We start from the raw sequence: 22000 nt of genomic DNA, 5'->3' as shown, positions 1-22000 counted from the left end.
TACAATGAAGGCTTTTCGAACTGAGACCGTTCTTCACCAAAACGGCGTTCTTATCGTAAGGGGGGTGCCTTTCTACGCTGGAGAAAAAGTAGAAGTAATTATTCTTAGCCCGCCTATCCAACGAGCAGGCGTCGAGCGATATCCCCTGCGTGGCAAGCCGATTCGCTATATCGACCCATTTGATAGTGTTGCACACAATGACTGGGATGCATTGCAGTGATTGTACTTGATACTCACATCTGGATTTGGTGGGTGCATGACCCGTCGCAACTCACACAGGCGCAAATTGAAGCGATTACGAATAACGAAACGGAACTGATTGGTATCAGTGCCATTTCATGCTGGGAAGTTGCTAAACTTGTGGAATACAAACGTCTGGAATTGCCCTTGCCTTTAGAAGAGTGGTTTGAACAGGCATTGAGCTATCCTGGGATGCAGCTTCTTGCACTAACGCCAGAGATTGCTATCGAGTCAACGCGCTTACCAACCCCATTCCATCGCGATCCAGCAGACCAGATCATTGTTGCAACCGCAAGAATTTACGGATGTCCACTGGTAACATCTGATGAGAAGATATTGCAGTATCCGCACGTGGTAACAATTGGATGAATACGTAAACGCCGCGCAACCAGCGTTCATCTGACGCCGCTTCGCTGCACTGCGCGGCACCAGTAAAGCGCAGGCCGCTGACCCGCGGCGCTAACGAGTCATAGGTTTAGATATAGAAGCCATAAAGTTTGTGAATAACTTAAAACATACACTTCGGAGCATTGACACTTCAGGCGACAATCCAGCCGTTTACGTTACGCCCAACCACGATCTTTTAGTAAAACTAAGGCGTTACATCTTCGAGAATGTGGAGAGGCAGAGTATTTCCGTTGATGAAGGCGACTGGCGGAATTCTTCATTCTTTGGGGATATTTTGGATAATGAGCGATTTGAGAGGCGAATTCGCTATTGCGTTATCAGGCTTCGGGAAGTCAGTGTTTCGGAAACCGAGTTCTTCGCGTATATCTCGCAAGCCTTGAGTATTGCCCTTGAACGCTTCCAGAAATACCGTCAGGGCAAGAAACCACAACAGCGGTCAACTACAACTTTGCAGCGTTTGTTTGTTGAAGAAATAGCCAGGTGCTTTGAGATTTGGTACTACCCTTTAGATTGATCAAACCCCTCTGCCCTTGTGTCAGCACATCGACACTCAATGGTTTTCGCAACTTTGATCAGCAACCCATCCGAAAAATCTGAGCCAGGTAAAGGCAATACCTTCACCTGGCATCCAAATAGACGATCTGGATAAGCTTCTGGTCAAGACCCGCGGCTCAGCTTCTCCTTAACGCAAGTCACTTGCTTACAGAACATCGCCACACTTCAGAAACATTGTGAATAGCAATACATTCAACAAAACTTGCACAACACCGAAAGCTGATCAATAATCGCTCAACAATCTGTATCAGCTATAATAATATCATCGTGGACATTCCAAGACGCAGCGGTTGGCTATCAAACCACCGATGGACGCTTGTCATGATGCTCGCAAATCTCGCTGAACTGGCCTGCTACCTTCCCGGCCTGATCCGGCGACGGCTACAAAATATCGGGGCTGATGGCCGCCTTGAAGCGGCAAAAGAGACGTTTCCGGCAGCCATCCTGTTTGCCGACCTCTCAGGATTCACCGCGCTGACCGAACATCTGACCCACACCAATCCGGCTGGTACCGAGGAGCTGACGCAGATTCTCGATCTCTATTTTGGTCATCTGGTGCGGATCGTGACCGTCCACGGTGGTGATGTGATCAAGTTTTCCGGTGATGGATTGATCGCGCTCTGGTACGGTGATGAACCATTACCCGTATTGACTCGCCGGGCAATCCAATGCGGTCTGGCAATTCAGATGATGATGTCGCCTGCGGTCTGGAGCACGGAAGTCATCGACGAGGCAGCACGACGACTACGCGCCCGTGTCGGAATCGGGGCCGGCGATGTCACCCTGATGCATCTTGGCGGCATCTACGACCGCTGGGAACTCCTGATCGTTGGTGATGCAGTACGCGCAGCCGGTGCAGCCGAAGCTGCCGCACCACCGGGAGAAGTTGCCCTTACCGCCAATGCCTGGGAGCTGGCGCAGCCATGGTGCGAGGCCGAGCCTCTATCTGACAGCCACTGGCGCTTGACCGCCCTACTCGACGATGTGCCGCTGCGCGCATTCACCACACCGGTTATCGATCAGGAGCAAATCGAATTATTACGCTCGTATGTTCCGAAAGCGATCTTGAGCCGTATCGATGCCGGTCAAAGCGCATGGCTGGCCGAACAACGTTATGTCACCGTACTCTTTGCCCATCTCGGTGATCTGAATGCCACCACCCCATTACCGGCAGCGCAAGCGGCAGTACGCGCCCTGCAGACCTGCCTCTACCGCTATGAAGGCAGTATCAATCGTCTGGGCATCGACAACAAGGGGCCAACGTTGTTAGCGGCATTTGGCCTTCCTCCCTTTGCCCACGAAGACGATGCACTACGTGGGGTGTTAGCTGCTCACGATATTGTCAATACGCTCTCGAATCTGGGTTTTTCCTGCACAATCGGCCTGACGAGTGGGCCGGCACTCTGTAGCTCGGTGGGCGGTCTGGAGCGGCGCGAATACACCATGATGGGTTCGGTTGTCAACCGCGCCGCCCGTCTGATGCAGGCAGCCCGCCAACAGCAGATACCGCTCCTCTGCGATGGCGAAACCGCCGCAGCCTGTCGCGAGCGGATCACCTTCAACGCCCTGCCGCCATTACACCTGCGCGGCATTAGCGATCCGGTAACCGTCTTCCAGCCGGTGCTCAACATCACTGATGATACCAACCGCCAGCTTATCAGCAAGGCACGTTACAACCACGCTTTTGTCGGGCGCACCAGTGAGATGGCTTTGCTGCTCGACCGCCTCGACCGCTTGCAACGCGGGCAGAGTGGCGGTGTGATGATCAGCGGCGAAGCCGGTATCGGCAAATCACACCTGGTACAGGAGTTTCTCAATCAGGCCCGTGCCCAGAATACGGTTATCCTCTCTGCAACTGCGCGCGCTATCGACCGTAGCCCTTACCATACTATTCGTAGCGGTTTACTCGAATTACTCAACGATGTACGGCTGGCCGTCCTCAGCGATGACATTTACCATATTAGCCGTCAGTTGTGGCCCACGAACCTGACCACGATAGCTAACCCCACAGCGTCACCTGACCAGGGTTACGCCGGGCGTGTCCACGATGGATTAATTGCGGTCTTGAGCAAAGCCGCCGAGCACGCACCGCTGATGATCGCAATTGAAGACGTACAGTGGCTCGATGAACCAACCTGGAGCTTGCTGATCAATCTGCTCGAACAGCCAGTCCCCATCTTGCTGATCGTGACCGGAAGACCACCACTCAACCAGACCGAGGAGCAGCGTCGCTTCCTGTATCACCCCCTGGTTGACCATATCAAGCTCCAGGGCCTGAGTCCGCCAGAGATCCACGATTTGATCGCCCATGCGCTGGATGTCAGTCAGGTTGATGAAGCAATCTGGCGCATGATTGCCGATCAGACCCAAGGGCATCCATTCTTCAGCCTCGAACTGGCTAAGGCACTACGCGATGCCGGTCTGTTAATGCGCCAGCATCAGATGTGTCGTTTTGTGCCAGGAGCAACGAAAACGGCCCTCCAGATGGTGCGTTTACCGGCAACAGTACAGGGATTGATCACGAGCCGCTTCGATCAGTTAACCCTCGACCAGCAACTGACCCTGAAAGCAGCCAGTATTATCGGCGCCGAATTTGATCCGACGACACTGGCGGCGATTCACCCATCCGGGCTAAGCGAGGCCCAATTGACCGGCCAGCTCTTCGCGCTCCAACAGGCCGGGTTGATTGTTCTGGAACGCTTTGAACCACACCTGCAATACGCCTTCCGCCCGGCAGCGATTGCCGAAGCCATTTACAATCTAATGAGTTTTGCCCAGCGCCGTCAACTACACGCTCGCCTCGCAGCATACCTCGAACAACATACTGGACACGACCCTCTACGTGCCATCACGATTGCTCACCACTGGCAGGCAGCCGGCGAAACGCTGCGCGCTAAACCGTTTCTCGAACAGGCGGGAGAACTGGCACTACATACCGGTGATTATGCCAATGCAATTGATCTGCTGAGCAAGGCTCACCAGATAGGTATCGACGAAGAAGCATCGGTTATTGGGCGCCGGGAACGACTGCTGGCAGAGGCCTACTACGGTCAGGGGCGCCTTGCCGAGAGTTATCGGCTGTTACAGAGTGCACTTCGTCACCTGGGGTACCACCTACCTGTTAGACGGCGCAGGTTGATCTGGTCGTTATTCATCGAGGTCATTCAACAGATTCTCATCCTGCTGGGTATCCCCAAACGAGACCTACCGGCAGGCAAGAATGCAGTAGAGATTGCCCGCGCTGCTCATCTACTGGTACAGATCGATTATTACCAGCACGACCCGCTGACGATGCTCTACAGATTATTGTTTGCAATGAATCTGGCCGAAACCACCCGCTTACCGACAATCCAGGCGCGTTCATACGCCAGTATGGAAATAGCGCTGAATCGCTTACCAATGCTGGCCCGATTGTACCGCCGTAAAGCGATGAGACTGGCCAAACGCCTGAACGATCCCTCGACAATGGCCTGGGTAGCCCAGATGCAAGGTCTGGCCGCACTTATCCGTAGTGAATGGCGTCAGGCCCAGGCGGCCCTTCAGTTCGGCATGAGCATTGCTCAGCAAACCGGCGAAACTCGCCGCTGGCTCGAATGTCGTGCTTTGCTGGCAATGGTACAGTTACGACTCGGTGATGTACCTGAAGCATTGGCAGGTGCCGGCGAGATTGCCATGCGCAGCGAACGTAGCCGCGATCATCAGGTGCAGGTATGGGGTCGTTTAAGCGCTGCCGAGTTCTATCTGGCGAACGGTGATGTTGCCGCAGCGGTGAGCGAATGGCAGGCCGCGAGTAATTTGTTTACCGATGCGAACCGAATCAGCCGTGCCGATCAGATCTGGCATACCGTTCTGGCCGCTCGTATCGCGCTGATGAGCGGTGAAACCCGGCAGGCCCACGAGCTGGCCGTGCAAGCCCTTCAGCAGATAAACGGTGCCCCTCCCCCGGCCCTGTATCTGATCCGTAGTTATCGGGCTTTGCTCACTATGCCGCTTTCACCGAAGCAACGCTGGATGGCGCGCCTGATTCGCTGGCAGGTTGGACTGCTGTTCCCGCTGGCACTACGCGATGATAGCGGCAGATGAGGGTAGGAGTGGGTCTGATATCACATTTAACAGAAGTCAAGACACACTATCTACCGTCACCTTCGTGCTACACCCTCAAGCATTCCACTTCGGTGCGCAAGAAAGAGGTGTTACATCTCCAAACCGGTTGGTAGGGGCGGGTTCAGAACCCGCCCCTACGCCTGACCGGATGCACCGGAGGTACCGCGGTACGCCTGGATCCCGACACGCAAAACATGGAGCGCCTTGACAGATAATGTTCGCTCATCACACATCATACGCGACCTGGTACATCACAGTCTGGCACCGGATACGCTGTGATCCCTGACACTCCGTGGCGATCATCGGCACAACCCGGATGAATGCGGCAATAGTGTCAGATAAGATTTGACCTCAACCCTGCCTCCCCCTCACCCATGATCGCCCATGTAAAAGTGCGGCAGCAAAAGCTGCCGCACTTGCAAGTCACGGGTGATAGGAGCGCTTAGTTCACGGTATACTCACCCTCTACCACGCCATCGTCTTTGCGACCACTGCTACCGGCACCCGGCGCAGCGCCATCACCGTAGGCCGCCTGCGAGACCTTAAACATCGCCTGCTGCAAGTCGTTCGAGAGTTTCTGAATGCGGTTGCGATCCTCTTGCGCAATCGCTTCGCGCAGATCCTTGATCAGCCCCTCGATGCGACCACGCTCGATGCTGTCAACCTTATCACCCAACTCCTTGAGCGACTTCTCGGCCTGATACGCCAGGCTATCGGCCTGGTTCTTCAGCTCAACCAGCTCACGGCGAGCCTTGTCTTCAGCAGCGTGAGCCTGGGCATCGCGGATCATGCGCTCGACCTCTTCTTTCGAGAGGTTCGTGCTGGCCGTAATCGTGATCCGCTGCTCCTTACCGGTCGCTTTGTCGCGTGCGCTCACGTTCAAGATACCGTTCGCGTCAATATCGAAGGTCACCTCAATTTGCGGCACGCCACGCGGCGCCGGCGGAATTCCTTCGAGGCGGAACCGACCCAACGTGATGTTGTCGGCTGCCATCTCGCGCTCACCCTGCAAGATGTGAATGTCAACCGCCGTCTGCCCATCAGCCGCCGTCGAGAAGATCTCGGTCTTGCGGGTGGGGATGGTCGTGTTGCGCTCAATCAGCTTCGTCATCACCCCACCGAGCGTCTCGACACCGAGCGAGAGCGGCGTTACGTCAAGCAAGAGCACATCCTTGACTTCACCACCCAACACACCGGCCTGGATTGCCGCACCGACCGCGACCACCTCGTCCGGGTTCACGCTCTTGTTCGGCTCCTTGCCGAGCATCTTGCGTACCAGTTCCTGCACAACCGGCATCCGGGTCGAACCACCGACCAGCACCACCTCATCGATCTGGCTGGGTTGCAGACCGGCATCCTTCAACGCCCGCAACACCGGCTCGCGCAGCCGTTCGGTCAGGTGTGCCGTCAACTGCTCGAACTTCGCCCGTGTCAGCTTCATCGCCAGATGCTTCGGCCCGCTCGCATCGGCAGTGATGAAGGGCAGGTTGATCTCAGTCTCCATCATCGAGCTGAGTTCCATCTTGGCCTTCTCAGCCGCCTCTTTCAAGCGTTGCAGCGCCTGGCGGTCTTTGCTCAGATCAATACCCTGATCCTTGCGGAACTCCTCGATGATCCAGTTGACGATGGCTGCGTCGTAGTCATCACCACCGAGGTGAGTATCACCACTGGTCGCCTTGACCTCGATCACACCATCACCAACTTCAAGGATGCTCACGTCGAAGGTACCACCACCGAGGTCGAAGACCAGGATGGTCTCGTCTTTCTTCTTATCCAGGCCATACGCCAGCGCAGCCGCCGTTGGCTCGTTGATAATACGCAGCACTTCCAGACCGGCAATCTTACCGGCATCCTTCGTTGCCTGGCGCTGACTGTCGTTGAAGTAGGCCGGCACCGTGATCACGGCCTGCGTTACCGGCTCGCCCAAAAATGCCTCGGCATCGGCTTTCAGCTTCTGCAAGACCATTGCCGAGATCTCTTGCGGCGCATACTCTTTGTTCGTCTGTGGTACGTAAATCCGTACATCGTTGCGTGGCCCCTTCACCACTTTGAACGGCACACGCTCACGCTCTTCGGTCACTTCGTCGAACGAACGCCCGATAAAGCGCTTCACGGAATACAGTGTATTTTCTGGGTTGATGGTCGCCTGTCGCTTGGCGGTCAAACCCACCAGCCGCTCACCATTCTTGGCGAACGCTACCACCGATGGCGTCGTGCGGTTGCCTTCCGCGTTCGGAATGACGACCACATCGCCACCTTCCATAACTGCAATGCACGAGTTCGTCGTGCCAAGGTCAATTCCTACAATCTTGCCCATATTACTGGCCTCCCATTGCAACGTTGTTGTGTCCCCTGCGGGCTTTTGTATCTGTGTGTAGTGTACCTGTTTTCTACCAACGATACACTAGCGGTATGTTAGAGGTGTGTTTGAATCTGCTACCTCTGGGCCAGCAGGATCGCCCGCGCCGCCCGGCGCCCACTCTCAAAAGCGCCATGCACCGTCGCAATCTCCGCACCGGTCACCGTTGCTTCACCGGCAAAATGAATGGGACCGAGTGGTGCTGCTAACGCGACACGCGCAGCCGGCGTATTGGCTGCACTGTAACTGTACGCCCCCCGACTCCACGGGTCGCGCGACCAGTCAACCAGACGCCCATCCCGATAGTACGGCCTCACATCCACCCCAAACAGGTGCTGCAACTCACCCAACGCAACACTGATCGCCTCATCTTGCCCCAAATCGGCCACCGTCAATGCCTGCCGCCCACCCATATAGCCCATCAGCGTGGGCGTGTGGGCGCTCAGCACCGGCCACCAGGTCGCAATCACGCCATCCGTGCTCAGCACCGTAAAATCCGGCCAAAACTGGCGGTCAAACCAGATCACCAGTTTGGTCACATGCCCCATCGGAATCGCGTTTATCGCCACCTGTTTCTCTGCCGGCAGCGGCGGCTCAAAGGCCGGAATACCGGCTTGCAGCAATGAAACGGGCACCGTCACCACCAGATAGCGCGCCTGAAGCCGTCGCCCATCGGCCAGCTCGACCTCAACCTGATCGCCATCCCAACGCACCAGCGTTACCGCTACCCCCAGCTCAATCCGCAGACCGACGCTGAGCGGCGTCAGCAGACGCTCGTACCCGCAATCGATATGAAAATTATCTTCGCCGATAGTACTCAAACGCCGTTCACGGGCCAGCGCGGTCGCACTCAACCGATTGAGATCAGCGCCTTCAATATTGGCCAGCCAGCGCCCAACCAGCACCTTCACCTCTGGCGGCGCGGCTGACTGCTCAATCAGTTCGGCAACACTCAACTCAGGGCCACGATAATCGCAGATATGCTGATAGAGCGCGATCACCGACCGCCCAAACGAATGGTCTACCAGAATCCGGCCACCGACCACGAACAGACGATCACGGCCCCACCGCGAAGTCGGCAAACCGGCCCGCCGCACCAACTCCCAGGTTGCCGCCCGCTGCCCGTGAATAAACTCAGCCCCACATTCAACCGGCCCGTAGCGCGTATCCGTCCAAATACGACCGCCAATCCGCTGCCGTGCCTCAACCACGAGCACCTGCAAACCGGCAGCCTGCAACGCATGGGCAGCGGCTAAACCGGCAATACCCGCTCCAATCACCAGTACATCGTACATAACAACTCCACCGGATATGGATTTGACGACATTCAATCCGTGGTTGCACCCCAGGCGCTACAGCCTGCGCCGCTGCTACCCGTCCTGCCTTCATTGGCGAGAGCGTGTACGCACGCCGATCACCAGTACATCTGGCTATGGGCTTGACGGCATTCAACCCGTGGTTGCACCCCAGGCGCTACAGCCTGCGCCGCTGCTACCCGTCCTGCCTTCACAGACGAAAGCGTGTACGCACGCCGATCACCAGTACATCTGGCTATGGGTGTAACGACATTCAACCCGTGGTTGCACCCCAGGCGCTACAGCCTGTGCCGCTGCTACCCGCCCTGCCTTCATTGGCGAGAGCGTGTACGCACGCCGATCACCAGTACATCTGGCTATGGGTTTGACGACATTCAATCCGTGGTTGCACCCCAGGCGCTACAGCCTGTGCCGCTGCTACCCGCCCTGCCTTCATTGGCGAGAGCGTGTACGCACGCCGATCAGACTCTCGTCGTCACGCCGACAAGCCCAGGCGCAGGAGCGTTGACCGTGCCTCTTCACCCAACAGGCATTCGACCAACAGATCAACAATCCGGGCCGTCGTTCGTTCACGCAACCGTATTAGATACCACTCCTGTACCAGTGGCTGACCGGCTAACGCCACCACCCCCAGCCGATCCAGACGTGTGGGCAGCACACTGACCGGCAAAAAGGCCAGCGCCTGGCCGGCCTCTACTGCTGCCCGCAGCAACAACGGACTATCGGTTTCACAGACAACACGCAATTCGCCAACCGAAAGGCCACGCCGTCGCAGACCATCTTCGATAGAACGGCGCAACGGATGGCCGACACGTGGCAGGGCCAGGGGATAGTCACGAAGCACACCGACTGGTACCTGTTCCTGCTGCAACAGGTCATGCCCAATTACCGCCGTCAATGCCAGCCGTTCACCGGCCAGTAAGCGCGTCTCGAAACCACGTCGTCGCGGTGCATCGCTCAAAATTGCCAGATCAAAGCGCCGCTCGGCCAGTCCTTCAAACAAACGCTCAGCCTGCTGCAACTCGATATCTACCGTCAACGCCGGATACTGACGCTGCACAATCGTCAACAGATGTGGCAGAAATGCCTCAACTCCCCCGGCGAGACAACCAATCGCCACCCGCCCACCAACCTGACCGCGCAACGCACTGACCGCCTGTACCGTGCGTTCGGCCAGGGCTACCATTTCACGGGCGCTGGTCAGCAACTGCTCACCGGCCAGCGTCAGCACCATCTGTTGTCCACTCCGCCGAAACAGCCGGACACCGCCAACCTGCTCCTCTAACGCCCGAATTTGCTGACTCACCGCCGGTTGTGAGAGGTGCAGTCGCTTGGCGGCGGCTGAAAACGAACCCGTCTCGACGACGGCAAGAAAGGTTTGCAAGTAGACGGTATTCAGCATACGATCAATGGCTCAGTTTGGTTGTGTCGTAGCGTTGATGCAACTGCACCGGCTGGCGCGCCCTGGCTGCGACCCGCAGATTCAGCAACTCGACCATCACCGAAAAGCCCATCGCGAAGTAGATATACCCCTTCGGAATGTGCAGTTCAAAGCCTTCGGCAACCAGCGAAAAACCGATGAGTAACAGGAAGCTGAGCGCCAGCATCTTGATCGTGGGATGATCGCTGACAAACTTTGCAATCCCTTCGGCCAGAAAGAGCATCACCCCCACCGCAATGATCACCGCAGTCATCATCACCCACAGCGCATTCGCCATACCAACCGCTGTAATGACCGAGTCGAGCGAGAAGACGATGTCCAGCAAGATGATCTGAAAGACCACCGCCTGCATCGTTGTCGCCGCCGCTGATTGTTCGGTATGCTCAGCCCCCTCCAGCTTCTCGTGGATTTCAGTCGTTGCCTTGTAGATAAGGAACAGACCACCACCGAGCATAATCAGGCTACGACCGGTAACATGCCACGGCCCGATCTCAAAGAGCGGCTGGGTGAGACCGGCAATCCAGCTAATCGAGAGTAACAACAGGAGTCGGGTGATCAGCGCCAGGGCCAGACCGATCTGCCGCGCCGGACGTTGCTGCGCAGTGGGCAATTTGCCCGCCAGAATGCTGATGAAGATGATATTATCAACGCCAAGCACAATCTCCATCATCGTCAACGTTACCAGCGCCAACAGATTTTCGACCGAAAAGATAGCTTCCATAACCTTCTTGTACCTTCCGTGTGCTGAAAGGAATTGCACATTGCGCTAATAGTAGCACTCGCCAATAGCCCGGTCAATAAGCGATCACTAGAACTTATTTCATAACTCAAGTTGCCACCTATGCTGTGAGCAGGCCAGCGAGGCTGACTGCCCGGATGACCAGCACGACATTGCACGCAACACTGTATGGCGTAACTGCACGAACGATATGGGGAGCAACAAGTTCCTGTGGACGTACTACGTCACATCTCACGGAAGCAACCCGAGGTATCTACATACTCTGTGTCCTCCGTGTCTCTGTGGTGAATAAGGTAGCAACTTTCATAAAAAGCCGTGCTGTTGTGCTACCCAACCATCGCACAGGCGCATGCACGTTTGCCAATCATCAAAGACAGCCTACCGCTCCTGGCCCGTTAGCAGAGTGCAGCTTCGGGCGTGTTATCAACTCGCTGAATTGGTTGCCTTGCCCGTTCGCCATGCGCGTGTCGCGGAGTTTGGAGTGCGGCAGCCATGCTGCCGCAGCAGCCGTGCTCACAATCCGGCGTGTGGCACGCCGTTGACAATACTGGTCACGGGAATGCTGTGTGATGGTCACGATCATGGAGACGGTCAGTAATGAATGAGATAACTTCTAACCTGATATAATGGCAATAGCGACAGTACACATAGGTGAACAGTATGACCTGGCAGTTAGCGCAGCGTAATCCCGAACGTCTGACCATTCACTTTATTCCCTGGCTAACCTGGAGTTTTGTTGGCCTGGTGGCTTACGGTGTAGGCACCATCGTGCAGTCAATCGTTGCTGGCAACCAACCATTGACCAGCGGTACTGCCATCGCCGTTGCTCTGCTCGTTGGCATGGCATTCTTTGCCCTGATCACCGGTGGTCAGTTGGGGATTTGCCAGATTGACTATCGTCGCAAACTGGTGACAGTTACCTCGTATGGGCTACTCGGACGCAGGCACCAGGAACGTCAGCTCACCGATGTCAAGGGGTTAGAAGTTCGCGTCTTGCGCCGGGCACAATATCGGCTGCTCCTGGCCCTTCGTTCGGGAGAACGCTTACCGCTGGCCCCATTTTATCTGATTAGCTTCAGCGATCAGGGCATTCGCCGCATCGCCGAAGCCCTGAACGTCGAGCCAGAACTGATCCCGGAGAAGCCTGGCGGGCGCAGATAGCGCCCGGCATGACAATACTGAAGTCACGCTATGATCCCTCTACAACTGGCCCTGCGCAACTTTATGTGCTACCGCGCCACCGAAAATGGTGATCCGCTCCGCCTCGACCTCGACGGCCTGCACGTCCTTTGCTTATCGGGCGAAAATGGGGCCGGGAAATCCACCTTGCTCGACGCGATCACCTGGGCATTATGGGGCGAAGCGCGCCGACCCGACGACGATCTGATCACCCAGGGCGAGACAGAAATGATGGTGGAACTGGTCTTTGCCCTCGACGGACGCAAATACCGGGTGATTCGCCAGCGTCAACGCGGGCGGAGCAGTGGACGCGGCACAGGCGCCGGCAAAACCTGGCTTGATCTGCAACAGTTTGACGGTACCACCTGGCGCCCCATCGGCGAAAACACCATCCGCGAGACCCAGCGTAAAATTACTGAACTGTTGCGCATGTCGTATACCACCTTTGTCAACGCTTCCTTCCTGTTGCAGGGCAGAGCTGACGAGTTCACCAGCAAAACCCCAGCCGAACGCAAAGAGGTACTGGCCGAAATCCTCGATCTGGCCGAATACGCCGAACTCGAACGCCGTGCCCGTGAACGGGTGCGTCTGCTCGAAGCCGATCTGATTCGGGTACGCGGCCAGCTCGAAACACTCCAACCAATAGCCAATCAGGTACCATTCTGGCAGCAAGCCGTCGCTGAAGCCGAACAACGACAGCACACACTCCAACAGCAACGCACAGCGCTGGAAGCAGAGTTCACCCAGGCATCCGAAAAGCTGCGTCACCTGGAGCAAGAAGCGCATCGGCAACGCGAAGTCCAGAACCGCATTGCCATCCTGACCGGTGAAATCCAACGCTACAGCAATGAGCTACGTGAGCTGAACGCACGCATTGCCCAGGCTGAACAGACCATCGCCCAACGTCCGCTCATCGAGGCCGGTCTGGCCGAATTGCACGCAGCCCGTGCCGACCTGGAACGGCTTGAGCAGCTTCGTACCCGCTACGACGAACTAATGGCCCGCAAACGCGAGCTACAACAGGAATTGAAGGCTGAACTCAACCTGCTCAACGAGCGGTTGTCACACGCCATTCAGCAACTTGATCGGCTGTACGCCGAAGCTCAACGCCTTGTTGGATTGCAACAACGGGTAGCAGCGATTCGCCAGCGCCTCCGCGAACTGGCACCGGTTCACGAACGGCTGGTACAGTGTCAGCACCAGCGCACTGCGCTTGAACAACATCTGAACCACATTCGTGACCTGGTCATGCGACAGCGCCTTCTCCAGAATCAACTCGAACAACAGCGGAATACGCTGCAAAGTGAGCTAAACCGTTCGCATCAGGAACTTGCCCGCCTCGACCGCCAGCTCAGCGATGTTGAAACCTGGCGAAATGCGTTGCGTGCGGCCCAGGATGCCCAGGCTCGCGTCCAAATCCTTGAAGCCGAACAGCTTAACCGGCGTCAACAAGAGCAAGTCGTGCTGGATCGCTTGAGTGCAGCACGGGCGGAGGCTGCTCAAGCCCGCCGCGACATCGAGACATTGCAGACCAACCAGGCATTACTCGCCACCGGCAAAGGGGAATGCCCGGTCTGTCGGCGTCACCTGGCCGCCAACGAAGCCGACCACGTGTACGCCCATTACCGGCAAGAACTGGAACGGCTGCAAGCCCAGGAGACCCAGGCGAAAGCAGCGATCCAGGCCGCCGAACAAGAACTGAAACAGATTCGCAGCACCCTGACCAGCACAGAACAGGAACTCACCAGACTCCGCCAACAGGCTGCAACCATTGAATCCCTGCACCACCAGCTCAATCAGGCTGCCACCTGGCAAACCGAACGTGACCAACTGGCGCAGCGCATTGCCACCCTTACCGGGCAACTGACCACCGGCTCCATCAATCCCGCGGTACAGGCCGAACTGGACACCCTGATCACCGACCTGGAGGCGGCGGGTGACATTGAGAGTGTGCAACGCGACCTCCGCATGCTCAACGACGAGATGATGACACTTGAGCAGCAGTTGCGCGAACACAGCCGGCTCGAAGGCGAATTGAGTACCTGCCAGAACGACATTGAACGCATCGAGCATGCACTGCGTGATCTTCCCGCTGCCGAAGCGACCGTAGCCGAATTGCAACGCCAGATCGCCGAAAATGACTTTGGCCACGAGATTCGGGTTGCCGGACGCCAGGTGGTTGCCGAACTTGAATCCCTCAACTACCGACCGGAAGACCTCGAAGCGACACGTGCCCTGGTACGCAGCCTCACCCGCTGGGAACAGGCAGAACGCGATCTACTCCTGGCCGAGCAACGCTACGCCACCGACCTCAAACTACGCGAGCAGACCCAACAGCTCTGCGATCACGCCGAACGCGAACGGCAAACCCTGCACGCCGAAGCTGAAGCCCTGGCCCATCAGCTACGAGTCTTACCGACCGTCCAGGCAACGGTCAATCAGGTAAAACAGCAACTCAGCGCGAACGAACAGGCACTTCAGGCCGCCGGACGCGATCTGGCCGAAAAGCAAGCCTACTACAGGCAGGCCGAATCGGCGGCAGCCGAGGTTGAGTCGCTTCAGACCCAGGAGCGTCAGCTTAGCGAACGCACCGCCCTCTTTGCCGAGCTGGCGGAAGCCTTCGGCAAAAAGGGCGTTCAGGCCATGCTGATCGAAACGGCCATTCCCCAACTCGAAGACGAAGCTAACCGGCTGCTGGCCCGCCTGACCGATGGGCAGATGCATCTGCGCTTCGAGATGCAGCGTGACACCAAAAAAGGGGACACGGTAGAGACGCTGGAGGTACGGATCGCCGATGCCCTGGGCACCCGTGATTACGCCGCGTTTAGCGGTGGTGAAGCGATGCGGGTCAATTTTGCTATTCGGATGGCCCTTTCACGACTACTCGCCCACCGGGCCGGTGCCCGGCTCGAAACCCTCGTGATTGACGAAGGGTTTGGCGTGCTCGATGCCGATGGTCGTGAACGCATGGTCGAAGCAATTACCGCTGTGCAACGCGATTTTGCTCGCATCATCGTGATCACGCATATTGATGATTTGAAGGATCGCTTCCCGGCGACGCTCGAAATTCGCAAAACGCCGCTCGGTAGCCGCTGGGAACTGCGTGGATAGAGAGACACTCCTGAAGTTGAACTAACCTGCTCTGCCCAAGAAGAAAGGAACCGCCGTGGAGATCATACCAACGCTACTCAAGTATGGCTTCGTACTGGCAGTCGCAATCGAACTCCTGCTCATCGTGCGCGCCATTGTCCGTCTTGCTCGCGAGAAGGCTCGTGCCGGCGATACCACATCCTCAACCAGCGGAGAGTAAACTATGCCATTTCGCATTCTCCACATCTCCGACATCCATACCGGCCCACCGTTCAATCCCGCTGCCGCTGAACGGCTGATCGCCGACGCTCACGCACTAAACCCCGATCTCCTCGTTATCTCAGGGGATTTTGTGCAACGCGCCGATTTCTCTCGCCAATGGCAGGCCGCCTGTGAGCTACGCCGTCGTCTACCGCAGCCACAACTGGTCGTGGCCGGCAATCACGATGTCCCCCTCTTCCTGCTCCACGAGCGGCTGTTCAGACCATTCGACCGCTATCGTCGCTATATCACGCCTGATCTGAACCCGGTCTTCACCGCACCCGGCATCGCCGTGATTGGGGCATGCACCGCGCATGGCTGGACGATTGACGGCGGCAGGCTCAATCGCGACCAGATGCAGACACTACGCAGCCAGCTTGCCGGTCTCGCTGCCGACACCTACAAAGTTGTGGTCTGGCATCATCCGGTTGGCTTTCCGCCTGCGTACCAGCGCAAACGCCCCCTGGTTGCCAATGCCGGCGAAGCGATGCAACTTCTCGCCGAATTTGCCGTCGATCTGTTGCTGTGTGGGCATCTCCATCTAAGCTTTGTCGGCAATACCCGTGATTTTCTACCCGAACTCCGGCATGGCACCTACATCGTACAGAGCGGTACAACAACATCGCGCCGCGGCTACGGCGACGAGCACGGCGCGAATACCTGCAATCTAATCACTATCGAGGCTGATGGCGCCCGTGTCCAGCACCTCCGTTTTGATCAACGCAGCACCGGCTTCCAACCGGTCGCCGAACACTGGCTACCGCGTCCCAACACCACCGGCAGCGATCATCACCACGTAACACCGGCAAACAGATCGTCTTCACGCACATCGGGCGTCGCCGGCGGATAGGCACGCATAAACGTATCTGTCCGCCCCAGCAAACTCAACACCTTACTCAGCGGGCCACGGGTCAGTGGCCCACCGGCTCCCTGGCTGACGTGAGCCAGCGCCGCGGCTCGCGCCTGGGCCTGCACCGCGGTCGTATCAATCCGGGCATGGGTCGGAAACTCAACATTGGCGAGCTGAGTCAAATCAACGTCCCGATTACGACCAAAAGCCTTTGGATCACGCCCGAAGAGCGGCATCAGCCTGACCAGCAAACGCAACAGGCGCCGCGAGAAGGTCGTGTAATAGAGCTTTTGTGGCGCATACGGCGCACCGGCTGCCGGAAAGGCTGCCGGATCACCCGCCGCGTGAAATGCGGCAACCGTTGCCTCGTGAATAGCAATGTGATCGGGATGCCGGTAACCACCGATGGGATCAAACGTGATCACCACCTGTGGCCGGAAGTGCCGGATCAGACGCACCAACTGCTCAACCACCTGCTCACGTGGCTGATTTATAAGAGCCGCCGGGTGCTGATTGGCTGCGCTACCGGCCATACCCGAATCGCGATACCCAAGCAGCGTTACACTACTCAACCCCAACGCCTCGGCAGCGCGCAGCAACTCTGCCCGTCGCAACGCCGCCACCGACTCGTACCCTTGCAACAGTTCGGCATCAACCGTTCCCTCTTCGCCACCGGTTGCACAAATCAAATGCACGGCAGCACCCGACCAGGCATAACGGGCGAGCGTTCCACCCGGTCCAAAACTCTCATCATCAGGATGCGCAAACACCGCCAGTAGCGTCGGTCGCATACCAACCGCCACTGCCGGGCGTAAGACTATCGTCTCTTCGTGAGTAAGGGTCATATGTTTTACACCTGACAGCATTCAAAACGATCTCGAAGCGATACACACGAATCACATCGTACAACACAATGCAATTATCTTGCTAACCGTAGCACCACTACTGCGCCTGCTTGTAGCAGCATCGTACCACGCATAGTCATGATACACGGAAACAAGTTTTGCTCCTGAAGCTATAACCGTCAATGGGTACAACCGAAAGACAACCGTAACATTGCGTATAGAATCACAGATATCAATCCCATTAAATCAACAACTGCATGGATTCAGGTGTTTTTGCAGATTGACAAAACATATTGACCTGAAAATTGATACATTCGTCGATGGTTGATAAGCTTTACAAGATCATCATGAGCAGTTACCAACCCTTCACACCAAATAGAGGATTCGCACGTTGTTAAAGAAAAAGACAGCGTTATTGTTATGATAACGCTGTAACAATTTCTGCTCAACGTTTAGACCTATCCCCACGGTTCACTCAACACCAACAAAACCGCTTACAGAAACGAAGGACCACCTATGAACACCATTGCATCCCACCTGACAGGATGGCTTCTGACGGGGCTATTGCTATTTGCGCTCATCACACCGACAACCGACACCTCCCTTGCCCGACCCGAGTCATACGGGGATCAGGCTATTCCCACCACAAGTACTACCGATACGTTATTTACAATGAACCCGGCCATCTTTACCTCACCAGGAACCGTTAACACACTGGTTCCGCTAAGCGATGGTCGAATGTTAATTGGTGGACGTTTCGTCAGTATTAGTGGGCAGCCGACTCCACGTAGTCTGGCCATCCTCAAAAGTGATGGAACTGTTGACACTACCTTTCAGGTTGACAGCCGCCTTACAGTGCTAGACGTCTATGAAGCTGCCGTCCAGACCGATGGCAAGATCATCATTGCCGGTAGATTTATAGTATCACCGTCAATACTCACCTATTTCCTCTTGCGCCTTTACCCGAATGGACTGTTGGACGAAACATTCAACACCGTAGGCATCGGTGGACCGGTTCTTGCCGTACTGATTGATGGAAGCAAGGTAGTGATTGGTGGAGCTTTTTATCAACCAACTCCGTATGTTGCCCGTCTGAATCCTGACGGAACGGCTGACTCTACCTTTAACGGTACAGGCAGTGGCCCCAACGATACTGTACGAGATATTGCCAGACAACAAGACGGCAAATATATCATCGTTGGTGACTTTACTCAGGTGAACAACACCCCTCAAACTGGTATCGCTCGTCTGGGAACCAATGGTGTGCTCGATACCGGATTTGTGCGCGGCGGTTCGATGGTGAGTAAACGAGTAGCCGTGTTACGCGATAATTCGGTCGTCGTTGGCCGCGAGGACATTTGCGGTGATAGTTCATTTGCGTGGTACACGCCAGATGGTGTGCTCAAACGCATGCCTCTCGATCTCGATCCCGATCCAAACTGGCTTGCATCGATTACCGCCTTAGTAGCACTGCCCGATGGTGGGTTCTTGATCGGGGGCTGGTATTCAGCAGTATGTATCAATGGTTTCCCAACGCAACATCAGGGCGAGGTATGGCGGTATACCGCTGATGGCACATTTAGAACAATGGTCAGTTTTGGCGACAACTCAGATATTCTGGCCCTCGCAGTCCGCAGTGATGGTCACGTTGTCGTTGGTGGGAAAGGCTTGCCTGTACGTTCAAGCGAGATCGGCATCTTCGATGGATTGGCGCTGCTTAATCCTGCCTACAATGGTTTAGAGAGAGTACCTGCATTCCACCCGCTGGTTGGAGACGAAGCAACTATCTACAGCATCAGCCGTTATGCAGATGGCAAACTCCTGATCGCCGGTAATTTCAGCCACGTCAACGGTTCTCCCCACTTTGGCCTGGCCCGTCTCCTCGCCAATGGCACCCTCGATCCAGACTTACATCCATTTGCGAACGATCCTGGTGGATACAGTCTCCCTACGCTCGTGTTACCCAATGGCAGCGCACTTACAGGGTTTAGGTCTAATCAACTTTTCCTGGTTGGAACGAACGGCAACCTCACCAATATCTCCGCCTTGAATGATTATCGTTCTGTGACTGCATTAGCGATTCAAAGTGACAATAAAGTGTTAGTCGGATCGTGGGGGTGGCTAAGACGACTGAACGCTGATGTTTCAGATACGGATCCGACCTTCACGATTGGTAATGTCAACGGGTCAGTCTATGCGCTTGCTGTGCAAGGGAACAAGATTGTTGTGGCCGGCGATTTCAGCAGCTACAACGGAGTCAACGTACCCGGCCTGGTTCGCCTCAATAGCGATGGCAATATTGACGACACATTCACGCCCCCGGCATTTCAGACTGAATATTCCCAGATCGGTTCTCTGTACAGCATCACACCACTACCTGATGGTGATTTAATAGTGGGCGGATACTTTAAAACGGTCGATGGCGAAGAACGTCCAAATCTGGTTCGTTTGAATAATGACGGAACAGTAGACACTGGCTTCTCTTCCCCAACCAGTTTTCATACTGTACAATCCACGTGTCTGGCAGGAGATGGGTCACTATGGGTCGGTGGGATAGCGAACACATATGGGCGTCACCCGTTTCTCACTCATCTTGATCGCAACGGGCAGATCATGCCCACTACCTTTCCAAATACTTATCAAGCTGCTCACTACTTTGATGGCGCAATCCACAAGCTGCTGTGCGACGCCAACGGTTTGACCTGGGTAAGTGGGACGTTCAGCCTGATTGATGGAAAACCATTTTACGGGCTGGCCAGATATGCCCCCCTGCGCAGTCAGGTCTTTCTCCCCCAGATCATCAGATAATCAGCACCAGAGATGCAGGTTTTGGGTACTGAAGTCTGGCTTCAGTACCCAAAACCTCAACGATAGCGTTCCAACAACATCTGACTCACCTGCCTCAATCTACACTTCCTCTTCCCCATCCATCCCGTGGTATCATATTCCCCAGAACAGACATGGTTTGCCGTCCAACGGCAAACAGGTAAAGCACTAGCTACAGGTACAACAACTATGCTCTCAGATTTACCAATTGCCGTTATTGGGGCCGGCGCGATGGGCGAAGCAATTATCGGTGGCCTGTTGCGCAACGAGCTGGTTGCCGCCGATCAGATTTTAGCCAGCCATCCCCGCGAAGACCGCCGGCGCGAACTGAGCCATCACTACGGCATTCAGACCACGCACGATAATCTGGCCGCTGCCCAATGGGGACGGGTGGTCATCTTCGCCGTCAAGCCGCAACAGTTACGCCGGGTGCTGCCACCACTGCGCGGCGCCCTGCGCGACGACGATCTGGCGATTTCGGTCATCGCCGGCGCTACCATCGCCTCGTTTGCCGAGGCGCTTGACCATCAGGCCGTTGTGCGCAGTATGCCCAACACTCCCGCCCAAATCGGTTGTGGAATGACGGTGTGGACTGCGGCACCGGCAGTGAATGAGCGTCAGCGCGGCTGGGCAGCCACTGTGTTGGGTGCGCTCGGTCGTGAATTGTTTGTCGATAACGAGACCTATCTCGATATGGCAACCGCGATCAATGGCACCGGGCCGGCGTATGTCTTCCTGATGATGGAAGCGATGATCGATGCCGGTGTTCACCTTGGCCTGTCGCGGCGGATTGCCGAAGAGCTGGTACAACAGACGATGCTCGGCTCGGTGCAATACGCCATTCAGAGCGGTTTGCATCCGGCACAGTTGCGCAATGCGGTCACCTCTCCCGGTGGCACCAGCGCCGCCGCGTTGAGTGAGCTTGAGCGCGGTGGTCTGCGCACTGTCCTGGCCGATGCCATTTGGGCGGCTTATCGGCGGTCGGTTGAATTGGGAAGGAATGGTTAGATGGCGGTGAGCTACGCGCGGGCGCGCTTAACAACCGAAGACGACCGTCGCTACCGGGCCTTTGTCGAGCAGTTCAAGCTGCAACGCAAAAATCAGAAAGCGATTCGTCCACCACGCCAGCGCGATATTTTTGGTGGACAGGCTGAAGCTGCGTTGCGCGATTGGCTGGCTACTCACCTGACCCTCGACGAACGCCGGATTCTTGAGTACGAAGAGCGTCGCAACCGGACGGCCCAGATTAAGTATCGCGAGCTGGATGCCCTGGCAATTGTTGATGGCACAGCCTGGGTGTTCGAGATCAAAGCCAGCCGTACTGCCAGTGCCCTGCGCCGGGCAGTTGCCCAGCTTAACGAGACCCGCCAGATTCTGCGTTTGCTCTTTCATCGGGTGGGCATCACGATTTTGCTGGTTGACACCGGTATACCGGCTGATAGCGCTGCCGCCGATGCGCTGATGGCAAGTGATCATCCGCCACCCCGCCGACCAGAACCGCTCGCCGAAGTGCTTGCCGCCCTGCCACAACTGCACCTGATTGACGACCTGTCCCTCCGCTCCGCAGCGGATGATCAGGTCAACCTGATGTTGTTCAGTGTCGATGATATTATTGCGCTGGTCGGTGCCGAAAACCTGGCATTGGATTGGGAAGAAGATGATCTCTTCGATGAAGAGGTTGAGACACCCCCATCAGCATCGCTCTTTGCCAGCAGTGGCGATGACGATGACGACGATGACAATCCGCTGGCTGCTGCTCTGCGCAAAGCAGGCTTGAGTTAAAAGCT

General features: G+C 56.3%; 16 protein-coding genes. 11 read left to right on the top strand and 5 right to left on the bottom strand.

All coding sequences use genetic code 11. The annotated features are described in order from the left end of the window. Window positions 1-4: 4 nt before the first annotated feature. The 4 genes from CAUR_RS11795 (at window position 5) to CAUR_RS11780 (ending at window position 5286) form a co-directional block, all read left to right on the top strand. Window positions 5-220, top strand: coding sequence for a hypothetical protein (locus CAUR_RS11795; protein WP_012258117.1), 216 nt, complete (start codon window positions 5-7; stop codon window positions 218-220). After that, the gene (locus CAUR_RS11790) at window positions 217-609 is read left to right on the top strand and encodes a type II toxin-antitoxin system VapC family toxin (protein ID WP_012258116.1); all 393 of its coding nucleotides are present in this window, start codon (window positions 217-219) and stop codon (window positions 607-609) included. The genes CAUR_RS11795 and CAUR_RS11790 overlap by 4 nt, the downstream gene beginning before the upstream one ends. A 130-nt stretch (window positions 610-739) precedes the next feature. Further along, the gene (locus CAUR_RS11785) at window positions 740-1162 is read left to right on the top strand and encodes a hypothetical protein (protein WP_012258115.1); all 423 of its coding nucleotides are present in this window, start codon (window positions 740-742) and stop codon (window positions 1160-1162) included. A gap of 362 nt (window positions 1163-1524) precedes the next feature. After that, entirely contained in the window at window positions 1525-5286 is a 3762-nt protein-coding gene (locus tag CAUR_RS11780) for an AAA family ATPase (protein ID WP_012258114.1), read from the top strand. A gap of 463 nt (window positions 5287-5749) precedes the next feature. Here CAUR_RS11780 and dnaK read toward each other — a convergent pair whose 3' ends face one another. The 4 genes from dnaK to CAUR_RS11760 all read right to left on the bottom strand — a co-directional run bounded on the left by dnaK (window position 5750) and on the right by CAUR_RS11760 (window position 11144). Further along, on the bottom strand, window positions 5750-7624 hold the full coding sequence (dnaK, locus tag CAUR_RS11775) for a molecular chaperone DnaK (protein ID WP_012258113.1): 1875 nt from the start codon (window positions 7622-7624) through the stop codon (window positions 5750-5752). A 119-nt stretch (window positions 7625-7743) separates the two neighbouring features. Beyond that, on the bottom strand, window positions 7744-8961 hold the full coding sequence (locus CAUR_RS11770; protein WP_012258112.1) for a flavin monoamine oxidase family protein: 1218 nt from the start codon (window positions 8959-8961) through the stop codon (window positions 7744-7746). A 496-nt stretch (window positions 8962-9457) separates the two neighbouring features. After that, entirely contained in the window at window positions 9458-10384 is a 927-nt protein-coding gene (locus CAUR_RS11765) for a LysR family transcriptional regulator (protein WP_012258111.1), read from the bottom strand. A 4-nt stretch (window positions 10385-10388) separates the two neighbouring features. After that, window positions 10389-11144, bottom strand: a complete 756-nt coding sequence (locus CAUR_RS11760) for a TerC family protein (RefSeq protein ID WP_012258110.1) — start codon at window positions 11142-11144, stop codon at window positions 10389-10391. Window positions 11145-11822: 678 nt separating this feature from the next. On the opposite strand from CAUR_RS11760, the gene CAUR_RS11755 reads away from it, so the two are divergent. Genes CAUR_RS11755 through CAUR_RS11745 form a run of 4 tightly spaced genes read left to right on the top strand, consistent with a single transcriptional unit; the run spans window position 11823 to window position 16542 of the window. Beyond that, window positions 11823-12323: a hypothetical protein gene (locus tag CAUR_RS11755; protein WP_012258109.1), complete on the top strand. Its 501-nt coding sequence runs from the start codon at window positions 11823-11825 to the stop codon at window positions 12321-12323. A 30-nt stretch (window positions 12324-12353) separates the two neighbouring features. Then, window positions 12354-15452 (top strand): AAA family ATPase, encoded by a 3099-nt coding sequence (locus CAUR_RS11750; protein ID WP_012258108.1) that lies wholly within the window; start codon window positions 12354-12356, stop codon window positions 15450-15452. A gap of 55 nt (window positions 15453-15507) precedes the next feature. Further along, on the top strand, window positions 15508-15651 hold the full coding sequence (locus CAUR_RS20945; protein ID WP_015909190.1) for a hypothetical protein: 144 nt from the start codon (window positions 15508-15510) through the stop codon (window positions 15649-15651). A 3-nt stretch (window positions 15652-15654) separates the two neighbouring features. After that, window positions 15655-16542: a metallophosphoesterase family protein gene (locus tag CAUR_RS11745; RefSeq protein WP_012258107.1), complete on the top strand. Its 888-nt coding sequence runs from the start codon at window positions 15655-15657 to the stop codon at window positions 16540-16542. Here the strand turns inward: CAUR_RS11745 and CAUR_RS11740 are convergent. Continuing rightward, on the bottom strand, window positions 16482-17387 hold the full coding sequence (locus tag CAUR_RS11740) for a PIG-L deacetylase family protein (protein ID WP_052303786.1): 906 nt from the start codon (window positions 17385-17387) through the stop codon (window positions 16482-16484). The genes CAUR_RS11745 and CAUR_RS11740 overlap by 61 nt on opposite strands. A 516-nt stretch (window positions 17388-17903) precedes the next feature. Here CAUR_RS11740 and CAUR_RS11735 point away from each other — a divergent pair. From CAUR_RS11735 to CAUR_RS11725, 3 genes are all read left to right on the top strand, one after another. Beyond that, entirely contained in the window at window positions 17904-20195 is a 2292-nt protein-coding gene (locus CAUR_RS11735; protein ID WP_012258105.1) for a delta-60 repeat domain-containing protein, read from the top strand. 207 nt (window positions 20196-20402) lie between these two features. Further along, window positions 20403-21221, top strand: a complete 819-nt coding sequence (gene proC, locus CAUR_RS11730) for a pyrroline-5-carboxylate reductase (protein WP_012258104.1) — start codon at window positions 20403-20405, stop codon at window positions 21219-21221. Further along, on the top strand, window positions 21222-21995 hold the full coding sequence (locus CAUR_RS11725) for a hypothetical protein (protein ID WP_012258103.1): 774 nt from the start codon (window positions 21222-21224) through the stop codon (window positions 21993-21995). Window positions 21996-22000: the final 5 nt, after the last annotated feature.

The organism is Chloroflexus aurantiacus J-10-fl (assembly GCF_000018865.1).
GTDB classification, from domain to species: domain Bacteria; phylum Chloroflexota; class Chloroflexia; order Chloroflexales; family Chloroflexaceae; genus Chloroflexus; species Chloroflexus aurantiacus.
This window is presented reverse-complemented; position numbering and strand designations above follow the sequence as displayed.